15 protein-coding genes and 1 tRNA gene are annotated in these 16,033 nt (G+C 63.6%); 14 read left to right on the plus strand and 2 right to left on the minus strand.

Annotated elements, in window-relative coordinates; translation table 11 throughout:
- Window positions 1–32: 32 nt before the first annotated feature.
- From MLD63_RS09765 to MLD63_RS09775, 3 genes are all read left to right on the plus strand, one after another.
- The gene (locus tag MLD63_RS09765) at window positions 33–2,195 is read left to right on the plus strand and encodes a calcium-binding protein (protein ID WP_255329717.1); all 2,163 of its coding nucleotides are present in this window, start codon (window positions 33–35) and stop codon (window positions 2,193–2,195) included.
- A gap of 80 nt (window positions 2,196–2,275) precedes the next feature.
- On the plus strand, window positions 2,276–2,956 hold the full coding sequence (gene rpe / locus MLD63_RS09770) for a ribulose-phosphate 3-epimerase (RefSeq protein WP_255329718.1): 681 nt from the start codon (window positions 2,276–2,278) through the stop codon (window positions 2,954–2,956).
- Window positions 2,957–3,102: 146 nt separating this feature from the next.
- Window positions 3,103–5,457, plus strand: coding sequence for a calcium-binding protein (locus tag MLD63_RS09775; protein ID WP_255329719.1), 2,355 nt, complete (start codon window positions 3,103–3,105; stop codon window positions 5,455–5,457).
- Window positions 5,458–5,526: 69 nt separating this feature from the next.
- Here MLD63_RS09775 and MLD63_RS09780 read toward each other — a convergent pair.
- Together MLD63_RS09780 and MLD63_RS09785 are read right to left on the minus strand one after the other, a co-directional pair.
- A tRNA-Arg gene (locus MLD63_RS09780) sits at window positions 5,527–5,603 on the minus strand.
- A gap of 77 nt (window positions 5,604–5,680) precedes the next feature.
- Window positions 5,681–7,108, minus strand: a complete 1,428-nt coding sequence (locus tag MLD63_RS09785; RefSeq protein WP_255329720.1) for a sensor histidine kinase — start codon at window positions 7,106–7,108, stop codon at window positions 5,681–5,683.
- A 287-nt stretch (window positions 7,109–7,395) separates the two neighbouring features.
- On the opposite strand from MLD63_RS09785, the gene rpmH reads away from it, so the two are divergent.
- From rpmH to MLD63_RS09840, 11 genes are all read left to right on the plus strand, one after another.
- Window positions 7,396–7,530, plus strand: coding sequence for a 50S ribosomal protein L34 (rpmH, locus tag MLD63_RS09790; RefSeq protein ID WP_255329721.1), 135 nt, complete (start codon window positions 7,396–7,398; stop codon window positions 7,528–7,530).
- 128 nt (window positions 7,531–7,658) lie between these two features.
- Window positions 7,659–7,991, plus strand: a complete 333-nt coding sequence (rnpA, locus tag MLD63_RS09795) for a ribonuclease P protein component (RefSeq protein WP_255329976.1) — start codon at window positions 7,659–7,661, stop codon at window positions 7,989–7,991.
- Window positions 7,988–8,239, plus strand: coding sequence for a membrane protein insertion efficiency factor YidD (gene yidD, locus MLD63_RS09800; protein WP_255329722.1), 252 nt, complete (start codon window positions 7,988–7,990; stop codon window positions 8,237–8,239). The genes rnpA and yidD overlap by 4 nt, the downstream gene beginning before the upstream one ends.
- Window positions 8,229–9,086: a tRNA 2-thiocytidine(32) synthetase TtcA gene (ttcA, locus tag MLD63_RS09805; protein ID WP_255329723.1), complete on the plus strand. Its 858-nt coding sequence runs from the start codon at window positions 8,229–8,231 to the stop codon at window positions 9,084–9,086. Before yidD ends, ttcA begins: the two co-directional genes overlap by 11 nt.
- 96 nt (window positions 9,087–9,182) lie before the next feature.
- On the plus strand, window positions 9,183–10,487 hold the full coding sequence (locus MLD63_RS09810; protein WP_255329724.1) for an EAL domain-containing protein: 1,305 nt from the start codon (window positions 9,183–9,185) through the stop codon (window positions 10,485–10,487).
- A gap of 204 nt (window positions 10,488–10,691) precedes the next feature.
- Complete coding sequence (yidC, locus tag MLD63_RS09815; protein ID WP_255329725.1) at window positions 10,692–12,545, plus strand: membrane protein insertase YidC; 1,854 nt, start codon at window positions 10,692–10,694, stop codon at window positions 12,543–12,545.
- Window positions 12,542–13,294, plus strand: a complete 753-nt coding sequence (locus MLD63_RS09820) for an MOSC domain-containing protein (protein WP_255329726.1) — start codon at window positions 12,542–12,544, stop codon at window positions 13,292–13,294. Before yidC ends, MLD63_RS09820 begins: the two co-directional genes overlap by 4 nt.
- The gene (yihA, locus tag MLD63_RS09825) at window positions 13,291–13,941 is read left to right on the plus strand and encodes a ribosome biogenesis GTP-binding protein YihA/YsxC (protein ID WP_255329727.1); all 651 of its coding nucleotides are present in this window, start codon (window positions 13,291–13,293) and stop codon (window positions 13,939–13,941) included. Before MLD63_RS09820 ends, yihA begins: the two co-directional genes overlap by 4 nt.
- 75 nt (window positions 13,942–14,016) lie before the next feature.
- Window positions 14,017–14,916 (plus strand): acetylglutamate kinase, encoded by a 900-nt coding sequence (argB, locus tag MLD63_RS09830; protein ID WP_255329977.1) that lies wholly within the window; start codon window positions 14,017–14,019, stop codon window positions 14,914–14,916.
- Window positions 14,906–15,514, plus strand: coding sequence for a ferredoxin (locus MLD63_RS09835; RefSeq protein WP_255329728.1), 609 nt, complete (start codon window positions 14,906–14,908; stop codon window positions 15,512–15,514). The genes argB and MLD63_RS09835 overlap by 11 nt, the downstream gene beginning before the upstream one ends.
- Window positions 15,511–16,029, plus strand: a complete 519-nt coding sequence (locus MLD63_RS09840; RefSeq protein WP_255329729.1) for a SixA phosphatase family protein — start codon at window positions 15,511–15,513, stop codon at window positions 16,027–16,029. The genes MLD63_RS09835 and MLD63_RS09840 overlap by 4 nt, the downstream gene beginning before the upstream one ends.
- Window positions 16,030–16,033: the final 4 nt, after the last annotated feature.

The following is a 16,033-nucleotide window of genomic DNA, read 5'->3' on the forward strand; positions in this document are numbered from 1 at the left end:
AGCCTCGGGCGCAGAAGTTCAGGGGTTTTGCGATGGGTCGACCGTTTCAAGTCAACAGCTACGAGAACAACTGGCAACGTAATCCCGTCATCCTGCCGCAAAAGGATGGCGGCTATCTGATCGTCTGGGAAAGCTACCTGAACGAATATGACGATGGTCCGTCCGCAACCTATATTGCCGGCCAGTATTTTAGCGCTGGCGGCACGCCGATAGGAAACGAGTTGGTCCTTGCGGGCGCCGACGGAACGTCAAGCACCGGACCATCCATCGCGAGACTGGCCGACGGCGGCTTTGTCCTGACGTGGATGTACGACGATTACGACGACATCCTCACGCTCGACACCGAAATCCGCGCGGCGGTCTTCAACGCGAATGGCAGCCTTCGGCGTGATGAATTCCGTGTGGATACCGTGGCGTCGAACGATGCGGTCCGGCCGGTTGTGGCAGGCACCGGGGATGGCGGTTTCGTCATCTCGTGGGGGATCGATTCCTCGACCGGCAATTTCGATCAGGTCTACGGTCGGGCCTATACCGCCGGAGGCGCCGCGAAAGGTCCGAACTTCCTGGTCAACTCGCGGGTGCAGGATTTCGACCAGATCATCAGCCGCAGCGCCACGATGGAGGACGGCCGGACCATCATCATCTGGAAAAGCGAGGCCACGATCGACAATGGCGGCGCGGGGCAAAGCGACATCCGGGCAAGCATCATCAATCCTAACGGCACGGTCTTTCGCGCCGACTTTCAGCTTGCGCCGTCGCGCGGATCGGCGGGCACACCCTACGATTATGGCTATGACGTGACGGCCCTGAAGGGCGGCGGCTTCGCAATGGTTCAAACGTTGTGGACGTTCCAGTTCTACAACGACACGGATCGCGACGGAACCGTGAACACGATCCAGCTTTTCGACCGGCTCGGCGCGCCTCAGGGCCGTGGGATCAGGGTCTACGAGACGGGCGAGGTGATGCGCGACATGCGCGTCGCGCAGCTTGAATCGGGCGAGATCGTCGTGGTCTGGCATCAATCGTCGGAAACGCCGGGACAGATCGGCGACGATGCCTACGGCCGCATTCTCCGGCCGAACGGGACACCGCAGGGGCCGGTCTTCCAGATCGGCACAAATCTCGACAATTATACCGACCAGGAAGATCTCGAGGTCGAGGCTCTGGCAGGCGGCGGCTTCATCGTCGCCTACATGGATGAGGGAATCGACAGCGACGACGACGGAATCGCAGCGCAGGTTTTTGGCCGCGGGACTGACAGCAACGACAACCTGACGGTAGACGTCACAGGATCCATGTCCGGGTTGGGTGGCAACGATCGACTGATCGGCACCATCGCCAGTAACGTCCTGTCGGGCGGTTCAGGGAACGATGTCCTGATCGGCAGTTACGGTAACGACACGCTTGTGGGCGGCCCTGGTCAGGACACGGCGGTCTTCATTGCCCGCACCGGAGTGAAGGTCGACCTGCTTCGCGCGGGTTCACAGAATACCGGCGAAGGCCTTGACGTTCTGTCGGGGATCGAGAACGTCACCGCCGCGGCAGGAAACGATTTCCTCTGGGGCAGCCAGGGCAACAACCGCCTGGTCGGTGCAGGCGGCAACGACCACCTGTCAGGCCGTGCTGGCAACGACGTCCTGCTGGGCGGGATCGGGCTGGACCGGCTTGATGGCGGAGCGGGCAATGATGTCCTGGACGGGGGCGCCGGCGCGGATATGGCGCTGTATCTTGGGGCGCAGCGGATCACGGTCAACCTTGCGCTCGACCGCGCGCACAATACCGGGATGGGCATCGATCTGCTGCGCAACATCGAGATGGTCCGGTCCGGCAGTGGCAACGATGTGCTTTACGGCAATGCTGGCGCGAACACATTGATGGGTGGGACAGGCAACGATCTGATCCGCGGACAGGCCGGCGCCGATCGGATCGTGGGAGAGGCAGGCAACGACAATCTTGGTGGCGGCGCAGGTGCGGACACGTTCGTCTTCAGCACCCTGTCCGGCCGTGACGTGATCGTGGACTTTCAGCCTGCTTTCGACGTGATCCGCATCGATCTGCCCGGCAACGGTACAACGACGGACGTGGACGTGCTTCGCGCGCCCGGCGGAACGCTGATCGACTGGGATACCAGCTGGGTACGCCTCGTCGGGGTCGTACCGAGCCAGATCGACGACGACAACCTGATCCTCTACTAAGACAAAGCCCTCTGCTTGTGCTTGACCTCGCGCGCACAAGAAGGCAGCCCACCGGTGACCGCTTCCCGGGAGACTCCGCCATGACCTTCGACCGCCGCCTGAAGATCGCTCCGTCGATCCTGTCCGCCGATTTCTCCGATTTCGGTCGAGAGATCCGCGCGATCGAGGATCAGGGTGCGGACTGGGTCCATGTCGATGTGATGGACGGACATTTCGTGCCGAACCTGACCTTCGGCCCGCCCGCGGTCAGAGCCTTTCGTCCGCATGTGAGAACCTTCATGGACGTCCACCTGATGATTGCGCCGGTCGATCCCTATATCGAAGCCTATGCGGAAGCCGGGGCTGACCTGATCACTGCCCATGTCGAGGCTGGCCCCCACCCCCACCGGACCCTGCAGGCGATCAAGGCGACCGGAAAGAGGGCTGGTCTTGCACTAAACCCCGGGACCCCGGCGGAAGTGGCCGAGCCTTTGCTGGATCTGTGCGATCTGATCTGCGTGATGACGGTCAATCCAGGCTTCGGCGGGCAGAAGTTCATCCATCCCTGCATAACCAAGGTCGAACGCCTTCGTGCGATGATCGGCGACCGCCCGATCCATATCGAGATCGACGGCGGCGTCGACCCCCAGACCGCTCCGCTGGTGGTGGCCGCGGGTGCCGATGTGCTGGTTGCCGGATCGGCAGTCTTCAAGGGCGGGACGGTGGACGCTGCGGACGTCTACGGTCGCAACATGCAGGCGATCCGCGATTCCGCAGGCTGATTATCGTCAGCCCGCTTAAGCCTATCTTAATCGAAATCTGCGATCGGTGCTGTGCCTCGCACGCGCCGGTCAAGACATCCGGTTCGTGTCCTGACCCATAGATGGGCGCTGCGCTTGCTGCGCCCTGTTGTCGAAAGGACAGGGGTGTGGACACGCCCGAGATCTGGCGCACGCTGCTACCGGCCAACCGGCATTCTCCCGGTCTCGTAGCCCAGCCCGATATCATCCAGCTTGCGGGCGGTGACCTGATCATCGGTTGGGTGTCCAGCGCTGCGTCCGGCGCGGGGCAACCGACAGGCACTGACCAGATCGGCCGTCGCTACGACATCGAAGGAAACGTGCTGGGCGATGAGTTCCTGCTGAATCAAGGCCTGAACAATGGCAATGAGGACATCACGGCGCTCGCTCCGCTTTCCTTCGGCGGATCGTCCGGCGTCGGTTTTCTGAACGTCTATGTCCAGTTCGGTCCATCGTCGTCTGCGCTCTTGCTCGAGCAGAAGGATACGAGTGGAAACACGACCGCCTTCCACCAAATCGATATCGAACCGCGAGCCGGATTTTTCGTCGATGTCTCGCTTGCCGTGAGCGGTTCCGAGAGCGCTCTGATCACCTATATCGAAAATACCTCGTCCAGCCTCGGTCACGATCGCGCCTACCTGTCGATCTACGACCCGACGACCGGTGCGATCGGCGCGCCGGTGGTCGTGTTCCAGAACGACGCGAACGGCGACGATCTGGCAAGGCTCGATACGGCGAGGCTGGCCGACGGAAGCTACGTCGCCGTCGTCGGCGCCGAGAATCGCACGGACGGCGAAATCTGGTTCGCACAGATTTCCGCATCCGGCCTGACTTCAGGCGTCAAAAAGATCGCAACGACCGTTGGGGATGGCGACAACGATGTCCATCCGTCGGTTGCCGCCCTCGCCTCGGGCGGGTTCGTCATCGTCTGGTCGAACACCGACACGAACGACACAGACGTGATCTACCAGATTCACGACGCCACGGGCAGCATGCGAGGCCTGCCACGATCCGTCTCAAGCAGTTTCACCGACAATCACCGAACTCCCGTCGTCGTCGCGACGGCTGACGGCGGCTTCGTCATCATCCTCGACGACCATGGCAAGGGTCAGATCGCTGCCTATCGTTTCGACGCCGACGGCAACCGGATGGGCGAGGAACGGATCCTGGCGGCGGGATCGGTCGCGCTATCCTCGCCGGACGCGGTGCTGCTTGGAGATGGGCGGATCGCGGCGACATGGGCGCGCGGCACGACGATGATCGAGGCGGCGATCATCGACACGCGGGGCGGCGTGTCGAGCGGATCCTATCCGGGTCCGACAATCGTTGGGACAAACGGCGACGACGACATCAGCGCCAGCGGCCTCGCCATCGGCCATGCTGGCAATGACATTTTGCGGGACGGCGCAGGAACGGCCGACACATTGCGGGGCGGCGCAGGCAATGACCTGTTCGAGGTGATCGGGGTCGACGCCGACGAGTCCGTCTCGGGCGGCGACGGGATCGACACGCTGACCGGCACCAACTTCGCCCACGGTACAATCTTCGATCTTCTGACCGAGACGATGACCAGCGGGGCGATCCAGCAAGAGATGACCGGGATCGAGGTTCTGATCGGCAGCAGCGCTGACGAGGTCTTTCTGGGCAGCGGGCGCGACGACACGATGAGTGGCGGGGCGGGCGATGACCGGCTGGATGGCCGCTTCGGGAGCGACCTTCTGCTGGGGCAAGCCGGCGACGATACGCTGGATGGCGGCAATGGCGGCGATCGGCTCTACGGCGGCGAAGGCGACGATTTGCTTTTAGGCAACTTCGGCGCCGACCACCTATTCGGAGATGCAGGCGACGATCGACTGTTCGGTGGCGGTTCAGGTGATGTCCTGCGGGGCGGAACCGGTGACGACTATCTCACAGGCCAGTTCGATGCGGACCGGTTGTATGGTGAAGACGGCAATGACACGCTGATCGGTGGCGAAGGGAAGGACACTCTGGACGGCGGCAATGGCCATGACAGCCTCGTCGGGGGCGTCGCCAATGACAGCCTGATCGGAGGCAACGGGAATGACACCCTGCGCGGTGGCGACGATCTCGACACGTTGAATGGCGGCGCTCAGAATGACCTGCTGGCGGGCGGAAACGGCTCGGATCTGCTGGTCGGCGGGGCCGGCAACGACACCCTTTTCGGCGAAGGGCAGGCGGACCGTTTGATCGGCGGTCCCGGCAATGATGTCCTGTCCGGGGGGCTTGGCGCCGATAGGTTCATCTTTACCAACGGCTTTGGCGATGATCGCATCGTTGATTGGCAGGACGGACAGGATCGCCTCGACTTCTCGCTGCTCGACGAGATCGGTTCGCTGGCCGACTTCCGCGCGCATGTTGTCCAGCTGGGCGGCGATGTCCTGATCAGCCTGTCCGACGGATCGTCAATCCTGATCGAGGACGCGAACAAGGCCAACTTCACCAATGCCGACCTGATCTTCTAGGCGCGAATGCCGAAGAAGCGGCTGCAACACAGAATGCAGTCGCGGCGCGATCAGTGACAGGAAGAAAAGTGGCGGACCCGGAGCGATTCGAACGCCCGACCCCCAGATTCGTAGTCTGGTGCTCTATCCAGCTGAGCTACGGGTCCGTCGTAGGGCGGTGATCTAGTCGCCAAGAAACGGGGATGCAAGCAGAAAGTTGGCAGTTTCTGAGGATGCGCCCTTACTAGATCGCGGTCGTCTCGCGCTGGGTACGGATCGCCATCGCACGGGGGATGTGGATCAGGAACTCGCTTCCCTCCTCATCACTTCGGAGCAGTTCCAGCCGACCGCCGAGCGCCCGGATCAGTTCTGCCGCAATGGTCAAACCAAGCCCTGTCCCGCCCTTGCGGACAGAGCCGGAAAACGGCTGGAACAGGAATTCGCGGGCCTTTGGCGGCAGGCCGGGACCGGTGTCGCCGACGCGAATGCACCATTCATTGTCATTTTCCGCGCCTGCCACCTCGATCGTGCCGGGCTGGACGGTTCCTTCGATCGCCTGGCGGGCGTTCCTGACAAGGTTCGACAGCACCCGGTGCAACTGGTCGCGATCGGCACGGATCACCAGCGTCGGCGGGATGTCGGTCACATAGTCGACGATGTTGGACTGCTCGCCCCCTGTTGCCAGCAAAGCCTCGGCCTCGATCACCTCTGCCACCAGCGGCGCCAGCGGGAAGCGGGACAGCGTCGGCGGTGGTTCTTCCGCCCGTCCGAAGGCCAGCGTCGTCTCGCACAGATTGACCGCGCGCGTGATCGAATTGACCAGTTTCGGTGCCGCACGACGGACCTTTGGGTCAGCGCTTTCCTCCAGCCGATCGGCGAAGATCTGGCTAGTCGTCAGGATGTTGCGCAAGTCGTGGCTGATCTTCGCAACGGCCTGCCCCAGCTGGGCCATCCGGTCCTTCTGCTTCAAGGCCGAGGTCAGCGTTCGCTGCATCGAAGCCAGCGCAGTCTCCGCCTCGGCGATCTCGACCAGCCGCGCATCGGGAATGATGATCGAGCGCTCATCCTCGGGCGCCGACGCGTAGGTCGACATGTGGCTGATGACGCGACGCATCGGCTTCAGGATCATCCGTTGTGCGGCAAGGTTCAGAAGCAAAGCCGTCAACACCGAAAAGGCGGCAGAAAGCGCCAGAAGCCGCAGACCGAAATCGATCATTGCCTGACGCAGCGCTTCCGTTCCCAGCGTGATCTCGATCAGCTGACCCGCCTGGTTCACGGGCTCGCCGATTACCCGGATCGTGCGGTTGCTGCGATCGAAAAGCTGCCGCAGCGCGTCGTCCATTGCGACCCAGATCGTCTGGTCACGCAGATCGAAGGTTTCTTCGACGGGATCGAGGAACTGCGATGCCAGCATCAGTTGTCTGATCTCGTCCCGGCGCAAGACGACGTTGTAGACCCCGGCGTTACGGACCAGCTCCTCTTCCAGATCGGCGGCGATGGCCTGGTCGCTTGCCAGCACCGCCAGACTCGCGATCTGTGCGCGCTCCAGACGCTGCTGCAGGAAGTTCAGCCGGAAATTGGACAATGCCGGAACAAGGATAAGGATCTCGGCGAGCAGCACGAAGATGATCGTCAGTGCCGCAAAACGCCCGGATAAAGAATTCAGCCGCATTCCGTCCCCAGTTCTGGCCCTCGTTCTGCTTAGCAACGCGGGCCCACGATCCCGATGGTGTGATGGAACCGACCGCTTTCGGTGTCAAACCCGCAGCGACCGCAAGCGGTTCCGCCACTTCACTTGGGCGACGATTCGCCGGTTGACAGGTCGAGATGCCTGCCCTATCCAGCGCACTTCCATCGACCCGGCCGTTGGCAGGGGTCTGGCTGTGTGCCGGACCATTGCGCCGCGACCGCCCGCCGCGAACTTTAGACAGACCGACAGACGATTCCGGAGTAACGACCATGAAGCGCACTTTCCAACCCTCGAATCTCGTTCGTGCGCGCCGTCACGGCTTCCGCGCGCGTATGGCCACCAAGGCTGGCCGCCAGGTTCTGAACCGCCGCCGCGCCCGCGGTCGCAAGCGCCTTTCGGCCTGATCGCTATCGGCGGGTACGACGCCCGCCACGCGGATCAGCCGTTCATCGTCCGAGGCTCTTTCATGCCGCCTCTGCCCCATCCCCGTGCTGACGATCAGCGGACGGATGCCGGCGGGGCGGTTTTCGTCATGCCCGATACGCTATGCAAGCGCGCGGATTTTCTGGCCGCAGCAAAGGGACGTCGACAGGGGATGCCCGGTTTCCTTCTTCAGGCTCTGGCAAGGGGCACCGAAGGTCCTGCGCGGATCGGCTATACCTGTTCGAAGAAGATCGGCAACGCAGTGACGCGGAATCGCGCCAAGCGCCGCCTGCGTGCGCTGGCGCGCGACGTGATGCCAGCGCTGGCACGTTCGGGCTGGGATTACGTTCTGGTCGGCCGACCCGGTGCGACCGTCGACCGCGACTTTGCCGCAATGCGTGACGAACTGACCGCCGCCCTGCGAAAGATTCACCGATCATGAGCCCGCTGGCGGCCCTGATCGCGCTTCCGGTGCGGGGCTATCGCCTGGCTGCCTCGCCTTGGGTGGGACACGGCTGCCGCTTTCAGCCGACCTGCTCTGCCTATGCGCTGGAGGCGCTTGACCGTCACGGCGCGTTTCGGGGCGGAGCTTTGACAATGCGGCGCATCCTGCGCTGCCATCCCTGGGGCGGCCACGGTTTCGACCCGGTGCCAGAAATTTCGGCCAAGGAGCCACGCGATGCTGGATGACAGCGAAGAGCCATCTGGCGGCGACATCCATCCGCTGTTCTCCGGCGCACCCTCGACAACCGAATTCCGCAAACTGCGCAAACGACTCGTTCGCGAGACGAGGGCCGCGATCGAGGATTACGGGATGGTTCGCGAAGGCGATCGCTGGCTTGTCTGCCTGTCCGGCGGCAAGGACAGCTACACGCTGCTGGCCGTTCTGCATGAACTGAAATGGCGCGGTTTGCTGCCTGTCGATCTGCTCGCCTGCAACCTCGATCAGGGGCAACCGAACTTCCCGGCGACGGTTCTGCCCCGCTTTCTGACCGAACGTGGTGTCGTTCATCGGATCGAGTATCAGGACACCTATTCCATCGTCGTGGACAAGATCGCGCCGGGTCGCACGATGTGTTCGTTGTGTTCACGTCTGCGACGGGGCAATCTTTATCGGATCGCGCGCGAAGAAGGCTGCTCTGCCGTGGTGCTGGGTCATCACCGTGACGACATCCTCGAGACCTTCTTCATGAACCTGTTCCACGGCGGTCGGTTGGCAACAATGCCGCCCAAGCTGTTGAACGAGGATGGCGACCTGACCGTCTTGCGTCCGCTTGCCTATGTCGCAGAGGCCGATTGTGACCGCTTCGCGCGGATCATGGGTTATCCGATCATCCCCTGCGATCTGTGCGGCAGTCAGGAAGGGCTGCAGCGCCAGCAGGTCAAGGCTATGCTGGACGAATGGGAGCGTCGTTCGCCCGGACGGCGCCAGGTCATGTTCCGCGCCTTGACCAACGTGCGGGCGTCGCATCTGCCCGACCCGTCGCTGTTCGATTTCGCAGGGCTGTTCCCGCCCCCCCGCGGCGAACAAGGATAGCATTTGATCCTTTTCATTGGGCCGCAATTGCGGAACATTAACTGAACGATCATCCGTTCCTGATAGCGATTGTCCTGACGAGAACGGGACAAGCTGATGCGGTTCAAGAATTGGCTGGCGCGACTGCGCCAAGGGGTGGCACGGATGTCGCGCCAAGATGGCACCGACGCCGATCGGATCGCGCTGGTCCTGCGACTGGAGAATGTCAGCCTTCTGGGCGATTACCTCGGCAACGCAGGCTTCGCCCATTTCCTGGTGCAGATCTCGGTCCGGATGTCGCGCGCGCTCAGGCCCCACGATCCGGTTCAGATCGCGGCGCCGGGCGTCTTTTCCGTCGTGCTTCATACCGGGTCCGAGGTCGAGGCGATGCGCATCGCGCTGCGGCTGCAGGCCGATTGTCAGACTGCGTATCAGGTCGCCGGCATGGCCGTGGTGCCGATCCTGAGCGGGGTCCTTGTGCAGAACAATAGTGCGACCGCGGTCCCGACACTGACGCTGGTCGAATGGGGCCGCAACAGGCTCGATGCGATCGAAGTTGAGCAATTGGGGCGTATCGTGCTCTTGCCCTACGAGCACTGGCAGAAGCAGCCCTCGTCGTTGCCCGCGACCGTCGCGGAGGCTGTGGCCGAAGGACAGATCGAACCCTGGTTCCAGCCGCAGGTCTGCTGCAACACCGGTGCTGTCACGGGGTTCGAGGCGCTGGCGCGTTGGATCCATCCGCTGCGAGGCACCCTGACGCCGGCGGCCTTCATGGCCGGAATGACGGCGCTCGATCATGCGGCGCTGACGCTAAGGATGTTGCGCGGTTCGCTGGAGGCTCTTGCAACCTGGGATGCCGAAGGAATGCGCGTGCCGACGGTGTCGATCAACATCTCGCAACCCGAACTCTCCGACCACGGCTTTGCCGAGATGGTGATCTGGGAGCTTGACCGCATGAACATCAGGCCAGAGCGTCTGGTGGTCGAGGTGCTGGAATCGGTGGGTCCGATCAACAGCTGCGAACATGCGCGCCGAAACCTGGCGCAGTTGGCCGACGCCGGCTGCCGTCTGGACCTCGACGATTTCGGGACCGGCTATGCGGGTCTCGACTCGATCCGGCATTTCGGTGTCCATCGTATCAAGATCGACCGCTCGTTCATCAGCGGATGTGACCGCGATCCGGGCCAGCAACGGATGGTGTTGAGCATCCTCGCGATGACCGAAAGGCTGGGAATCGCAACGCTGGCCGAAGGTGTCGAAACCGTCGAGGAGCATTCCTTCCTGGCCCAGATCGGCTGCGACGAGGTTCAGGGCTATGCGATCGCACGCCCCATGCAGCTAGACCAGACGATGGATTTCCTGCGCGACTATGCCGCGCGACAGGGTGACATTCCCAGCTTGCAGATCAAGCGCGCGGGCTGAGCGATACATCCTGCCCGGCCTAAGACGTCCGGCATTCCTGTACGGGCGCGGCCATTAGACGCCACGACCCAGCGTCACGCGTTCGGAAAGCCTGTCAGGCTTGTCGTTCCATGCAGCATCCGTGGCGTTTCCCCGGATAGCCCTTGACCTTTCAGCCTCCCTTCTGTTGAACCGGCGCGACTGCGACAGGACGGGTGGGCCCGAATGGACGACAACAACCGCAATCTGATCCTGGCGACGGTACTGTCGTTCCTGGTGATCCTGGTGTGGTACACCGTCTTCGCCCCAGCCCCCACGGAGCCGGTTAACGAACCTGCGGCGCAAAGCCAGCAGGCGACGGACGCGCCAGGCCAGCCCGTGACGCCGGATGCCGCGAGCGATGCGCCCGCCGGCGCGACGCTCGACAACGCCGCGACGGGCAGCGATGACCCGACCGCAGAAGCCGGTCGCGTCACCATCGCCTCGCCCTCGCTCAAGGGTTCGATCTCTCTTGCGGGCGGGCGCGTCGACGACCTTCTGCTGACCGATTATCACGAGACACTGTCGGACGCCTCGCCCAATGTCCGGCTGCTCAGCCCGACCGGCAGCGCGCCCCGCGACTCCGCCGAAGCCCCAGCGACGAAGCCGTATTACGCGGTCTATGGATGGGCTCCCGCCGGTGGCACCGACCCCGCCGCCGTACCGGGGCCGGCAACGGTCTGGGAAGTTGAAAGCGGCGCTGAGTTGACGCCCGACAGCCCTGTGACTCTGGTCTGGGACAACGGCGCAGGCCAGGTTTTCCGCCGCACGTTCGAACTAGACCGCAACTATCTGTTCACCGTGACCCAGTCGGTGACGAATGACGGCGCGGCGCCCTTCTCGGCAGCCCCTTACGCGATCATCGCGCGCCACGGGCGCCCTGACACCTCAAATTATTTCGTCCTTCACGAAGGCATTGTCGGGATGCATGACGGCGAGCTGATCGAGCTCGACTATGGTGACATCGCCGATCTCGACCCGATCGAGCGCGAAGGTCGCGCCGACCTGATCTCGGTCAATTCCAACGGCTGGATCGGTTTCACCGACAAGTACTGGATGACGACGCTCGCGCCGGCACCCGGCCAGGCCTTCACCGCTGTCGCAAAATACGCCGACGGCGCCGACATCTATCAGACCGAGGCGCGCTATCCGACCCAGACCGTCGCGCCGGGCGAAGTGCTGAGCGCGTCGAGCTACCTCTTCGCAGGCGCGAAGCGGTGGGAAGTCATCCGCGACTATGAAGAAAATCCGGGCATCGAACGCTTTGTCGACTCGATCGACTGGGGCTGGTTCTACTTCCTGACCAAGCCGATCTTCCAGGTGCTGCACTGGCTGAACGCCCATATCGGCAATATGGGCTGGTCGATCATCGCGCTGACCTTCATCCTGAAGCTGATCGTTTTCCCGCTGGCGCGCAAATCCTACATCTCGATGGCGAAGATGAAGGAATTGCAGCCGCAGATGGAGGCGCTGAAAGAGCGCACCGGCGACGACCGCGTGAAGTTCCAGAAAGAGATGATGGAGCTTTACAAGCGCGAGAAGGTGAACCCGGCGGCGGGCTGCCTGCCCGTGCTGCTACAGATCCCGATCTTCTTCTCGCTCTACAAGGTGATCTTCGTCACGATCGAACTGCGCCACGCACCGTGGGTCGGCTGGATCCGTGACCTGTCGGCGCCCGACCCGTCGAGCCTGCTAAACCTGTTCGGGCTGCTGCCCTTCGCGCCTCCCGCGCAGGGCACGCTGCTGCACTCGCTGTCGCTGCCGATCCTCGCGATCATCCTTGGCGTCAGCATGTGGTTGCAGCAGAAGTTGAACCCGGCCCCCACCGATCCGGCACAAAAGATGATCTTCGCCTGGATGCCATGGGTGTTCATGTTCATGCTGGGCGGCTTTGCGTCGGGGCTGGTTCTTTACTGGATCACCAACAACCTGATCACGATCGCGCAGCAGTACACGATCATGTCGATGCACGGGCACCGACCCGACCTGTTCGGCAACATCAAGGCGTCGGTTCCAAAGCCCCGCAAGGGCGGAAAGTGACGGGGCGACTCGCCCGGATCCGCCGCCATCCGATCAAATCGGTCGGCGGCGAAGATCTGGACCGGGTGACCCTTGCCCCAGCACGCCGCCTCCCCGGCGACCGTGAATGGGCCATTCTGACGCAAAGCGGCGAGCGTCACGCGGGTCAGGGCGAGCCGGCCACCTGGCTGCCGAAATCCTGTTTCCTTCGTGGTGTCGCGGCTGCGCCGTTGCAGGCTGTCAGCGATGGCTGGATGGACGAACGCCGGATGCGGCTGACGCACCCCAGCCTTCCCGACCTCATCTTCGAGCCTGAAACCGAAGGCGCGCGGCTGACCGACTGGATTGCCCCCCTCTGGCCCGAGGACAAGCCAGCGGCCAGCAGGCTGGTGCGCGGCGCGGGCATCTGGACCGACGTCAAATGGCCGTGGGTTTCGATCCTGTCGCTGTCTACATTGTCCCAGTTGGAAGAATCCGCAGGCAAATCGCTCGGGATCGAGCGCTGGCGGGGCAATCTGTGGGTCGAGGGCTGGGAGCCATCGGCCGAGCGCGACCTGATCGGACATGTCATCAGGCTAGGGACCATCGAATTGCGTGTGACCGAGCCAATCGGCCGATGCGAGGCGACCAGCGCGAACACCGACACGGGCACGCGCGACATCGACATGCTCGCGACCCTTGCATCGACCTTCGGCCACACGGATTTCGGCATCTACGCCGAAGTGGTCACCGGCGGCGACATCGCCATCGGCGACAGGATCGCTGCATGAAGGTCGCGTTTCCCGTTGCGCCGGACCCCAAGGCCGAAGCCGCCGAGGCCGCACGGCTGCTGTTCGCCGGACCCGTCGATTTTGTGAAGGGGGTCGTCGGCATGGACGGCCTGCCGCCTGCCGACCGTCCCGAGGTCTGTTTCGCCGGACGCAGCAATGTCGGCAAGTCGAGCCTCATCAACGCCCTGACCGGCCGCAAGGGCCTCGCGCGCGCGTCGAACACGCCGGGGCGCACGCAAGAGATCAACTACTTCACCCTCGGCGATCAGACCTATCTGGTCGACCTGCCGGGCTATGGCTTCGCCAAGGCCCCCGTCGCGGTGGTGGCGAAATGGCAGGCTCTGCTGAAATCATACCTTGCCGGGCGACAGACCCTGCGCCGCGCCTTCTGCCTGATCGATGCCCGTCACGGCGTGAAGGACGTCGATCACGAGATCATGCAGCTTCTCGATCGCTCAGCCGTGCCCTTTCAGGTGGTTCTGACGAAGGCCGACAAGCTTGGTCCGAACGCAATCAAGCCCGTGATCGCGCAGGTCGAGGACGCGCTGCAGAAGCACCCTGCCGCTTTTCCCGAACTGGTCGTCACATCTTCGGACAAGGGTCAGGGCATCGCGACCCTTCGCGCGATCATCGCGGCCTTGGACTGACGCTCTGGACTGGCCGGGACGCGCGGCCTAGGCTCCGCCCCAACAGACAGGGGCAGATGGATGAGAAAGCAGAGTATGGACCGGGACTGGACGACGACCGCGCGCACGCTTTCCGAGGCCCTGCCCTACATGCAGCGCTATTCCGGCGCCGTTGTCGTCGTCAAGTTCGGCGGCAACGCGATGGGCGATCAGGACGACATGGCCGAATTCGCCCGCGACATAGTGCTGATGAAGCAGGTCGGCATCCATCCGGTCGTGGTCCACGGCGGCGGCCCGATGATCAACGAGATGCTGGGCAAGCTGGGCATCGAAAGCCGCTTCGTCCGTGGCAAGCGCGTGACCACGCAGGAAACCGTCGAAGTCGTTGAGATGATCCTGTCCGGCCTCGTGAACAAGCGCATCGTGCAGGCGATCAACGATGCCGGCGGGCGCGCGGTCGGGATCAGCGGCAAGGACGACGACCTGATGGTCTGCGAGGCGGATGATCCCGAACTGGGCTTCGTCGGCCGCCCGATCGAGATGAACGTCCAGATCATCCGCGACCTTTACATGGCCGGACTGATCCCCGTTATTGCTCCGGTGGCCACCGGCATGGCCGATAACGAGACCTTCAACGTCAACGGCGACACTGCGGCGGGTGCCATCGCCGGTGCGCTCAAGGCGGATCGACTGCTGCTGCTGACCGACGTCGCTGGCGTGAAGGATTCGTCAGGCGAGGTCGTCACGCAGATGACCCCCGAGCAGGTTCGCGCGATGATTGCCGACGGTACCATCGCGGGCGGAATGATTCCCAAGACTGAAACCGCGCTGAAGGCGATCGAGGATGGCGTGCGCGCGGTGGTGATCCTGGACGGCCGGGTGGACAATGCCGCGCTGCTGGAGCTGTTCACCGAACATGGCGCGGGCAGCCTGATCCGCTCGACCGAGCCTCGCGTCAAACCCCGCGGGCTGCGGCAGGGCGAGGATGGCCGTTGACCTGAAACCGCCACCCGGCCTGCGCGTCGGGGGCATTTGTGAGAGCGGCGGCCACTCCATCGTCCTGATCGCGCCGGATGAGCCAGCTTTCTGGCCGATTTTCATTGCCGCGCCCGAATATGCCGATGGTACCGCGGATCCGATGGACCGCTGGTCGCGCCGGGTGATCGGCGCATCGGCAAATGCCATCGGGGTCGAGGCGTTGTTCCCCTCGGACCCTCCCTATCCGCCCTTTGTCGCTTGGGCCCTTCTCTCGGGGCGTTTCTGGTCCTCGCCCACCGGGATGCTGGTCGATCGCCGCATGGGTCTTTTCGTCAGCTTTCGCGGCGCGCTGCGCGTCCCCGGTCCGCCCGCAAAGCTTAATGCGCACACCTCGCCCTGCACGGACTGCGATGCCCCCTGTCTGAGCGCCTGCCCGGTCGATGCCTTCACCGACGGTCGGTACGATACGGACGCCTGCCACCGGTGGCTCGACACACCGGCCGGCGGAAATTGTCTTGCAGCGGGCTGTCTTGCGCGTCGTGCTTGCCCGATCAGCAAGGGCTGTGGCAGGCTGCCCGAGCAATCGGCATGGCATATGAGGCAGTTCCACCCATGACCCCGCTCGGCTATCGCCGCCTGATCCTGACCCGCCACGCCAAATCCTCGTGGGACGACCCGAAGATGGAGGACCACGACCGGCCGCTGAACCCACGCGGGCGCCGCGCCGCCCGAGAATTGGGCGACTGGATGGCCAGTCGGGATTACGAACCCGAAGAGGTCCTGTGCTCGACCGCCTGCCGCACCGCCGAGACATGGGAGGTCGTTGCGGGCGCGCCGCTGGAAGTGCGGCCGCTCGTGAGGATGGAGCCGAAGCTTTATCACGCCTCGCCCGAGCGGATGTTGCAGATCCTGCGAACCGCCCAGCACCAGACGGTGATGATGCTGGGCCACAATCCCGGCATCGCGGAGTTTGCGGCCAGCCTGCCCGCCGAGGCACCGCTCGACCCCGAGTTCCGCCAGTACCCGACCGCAGCGACCCTGGTAGTCGACTTTCAGATCGAGGATTGGGGTCAACTAAAACCCGGCACCGGCAGTGTCATGGATTTCGTTCGCTTCGACGGGCGCCGGTAGCGAA

This window comes from Paracoccus albicereus, from assembly GCF_024359525.1.
Taxonomy (GTDB): domain Bacteria; phylum Pseudomonadota; class Alphaproteobacteria; order Rhodobacterales; family Rhodobacteraceae; genus Paracoccus; species Paracoccus albicereus.

Bases quoted from the DNA above. Each gene is read 5' to 3' on its own strand.
- MLD63_RS09765 (WP_255329717.1), top strand. From the start codon at position 33: ATGGGTCGACCGTTTCAAGTCAACAGCTACGAGAACAACTGGCAACGT.
- rpe (WP_255329718.1), top strand. From the start codon at position 2,276: ATGACCTTCGACCGCCGCCTGAAGATCGCTCCGTCGATCCTGTCCGCC.
- MLD63_RS09785 (WP_255329720.1), bottom strand. From the start codon at position 7,108: ATGCGGCTGAATTCTTTATCCGGGCGTTTTGCGGCACTGACGATCATC.
- rpmH (WP_255329721.1), top strand. From the start codon at position 7,396: ATGAAGCGCACTTTCCAACCCTCGAATCTCGTTCGTGCGCGCCGTCAC.
- rnpA (WP_255329976.1), top strand. From the start codon at position 7,659: ATGCCCGATACGCTATGCAAGCGCGCGGATTTTCTGGCCGCAGCAAAG.
- yidD (WP_255329722.1), top strand. From the start codon at position 7,988: ATGAGCCCGCTGGCGGCCCTGATCGCGCTTCCGGTGCGGGGCTATCGC.
- ttcA (WP_255329723.1), top strand. From the start codon at position 8,229: ATGCTGGATGACAGCGAAGAGCCATCTGGCGGCGACATCCATCCGCTG.
- MLD63_RS09810 (WP_255329724.1), top strand. From the start codon at position 9,183: ATGCGGTTCAAGAATTGGCTGGCGCGACTGCGCCAAGGGGTGGCACGG.
- yidC (WP_255329725.1), top strand. From the start codon at position 10,692: ATGGACGACAACAACCGCAATCTGATCCTGGCGACGGTACTGTCGTTC.
- yihA (WP_255329727.1), top strand. From the start codon at position 13,291: ATGAAGGTCGCGTTTCCCGTTGCGCCGGACCCCAAGGCCGAAGCCGCC.
- argB (WP_255329977.1), top strand. From the start codon at position 14,017: ATGGACCGGGACTGGACGACGACCGCGCGCACGCTTTCCGAGGCCCTG.
- MLD63_RS09835 (WP_255329728.1), top strand. From the start codon at position 14,906: ATGGCCGTTGACCTGAAACCGCCACCCGGCCTGCGCGTCGGGGGCATT.
- MLD63_RS09840 (WP_255329729.1), top strand. From the start codon at position 15,511: ATGACCCCGCTCGGCTATCGCCGCCTGATCCTGACCCGCCACGCCAAA.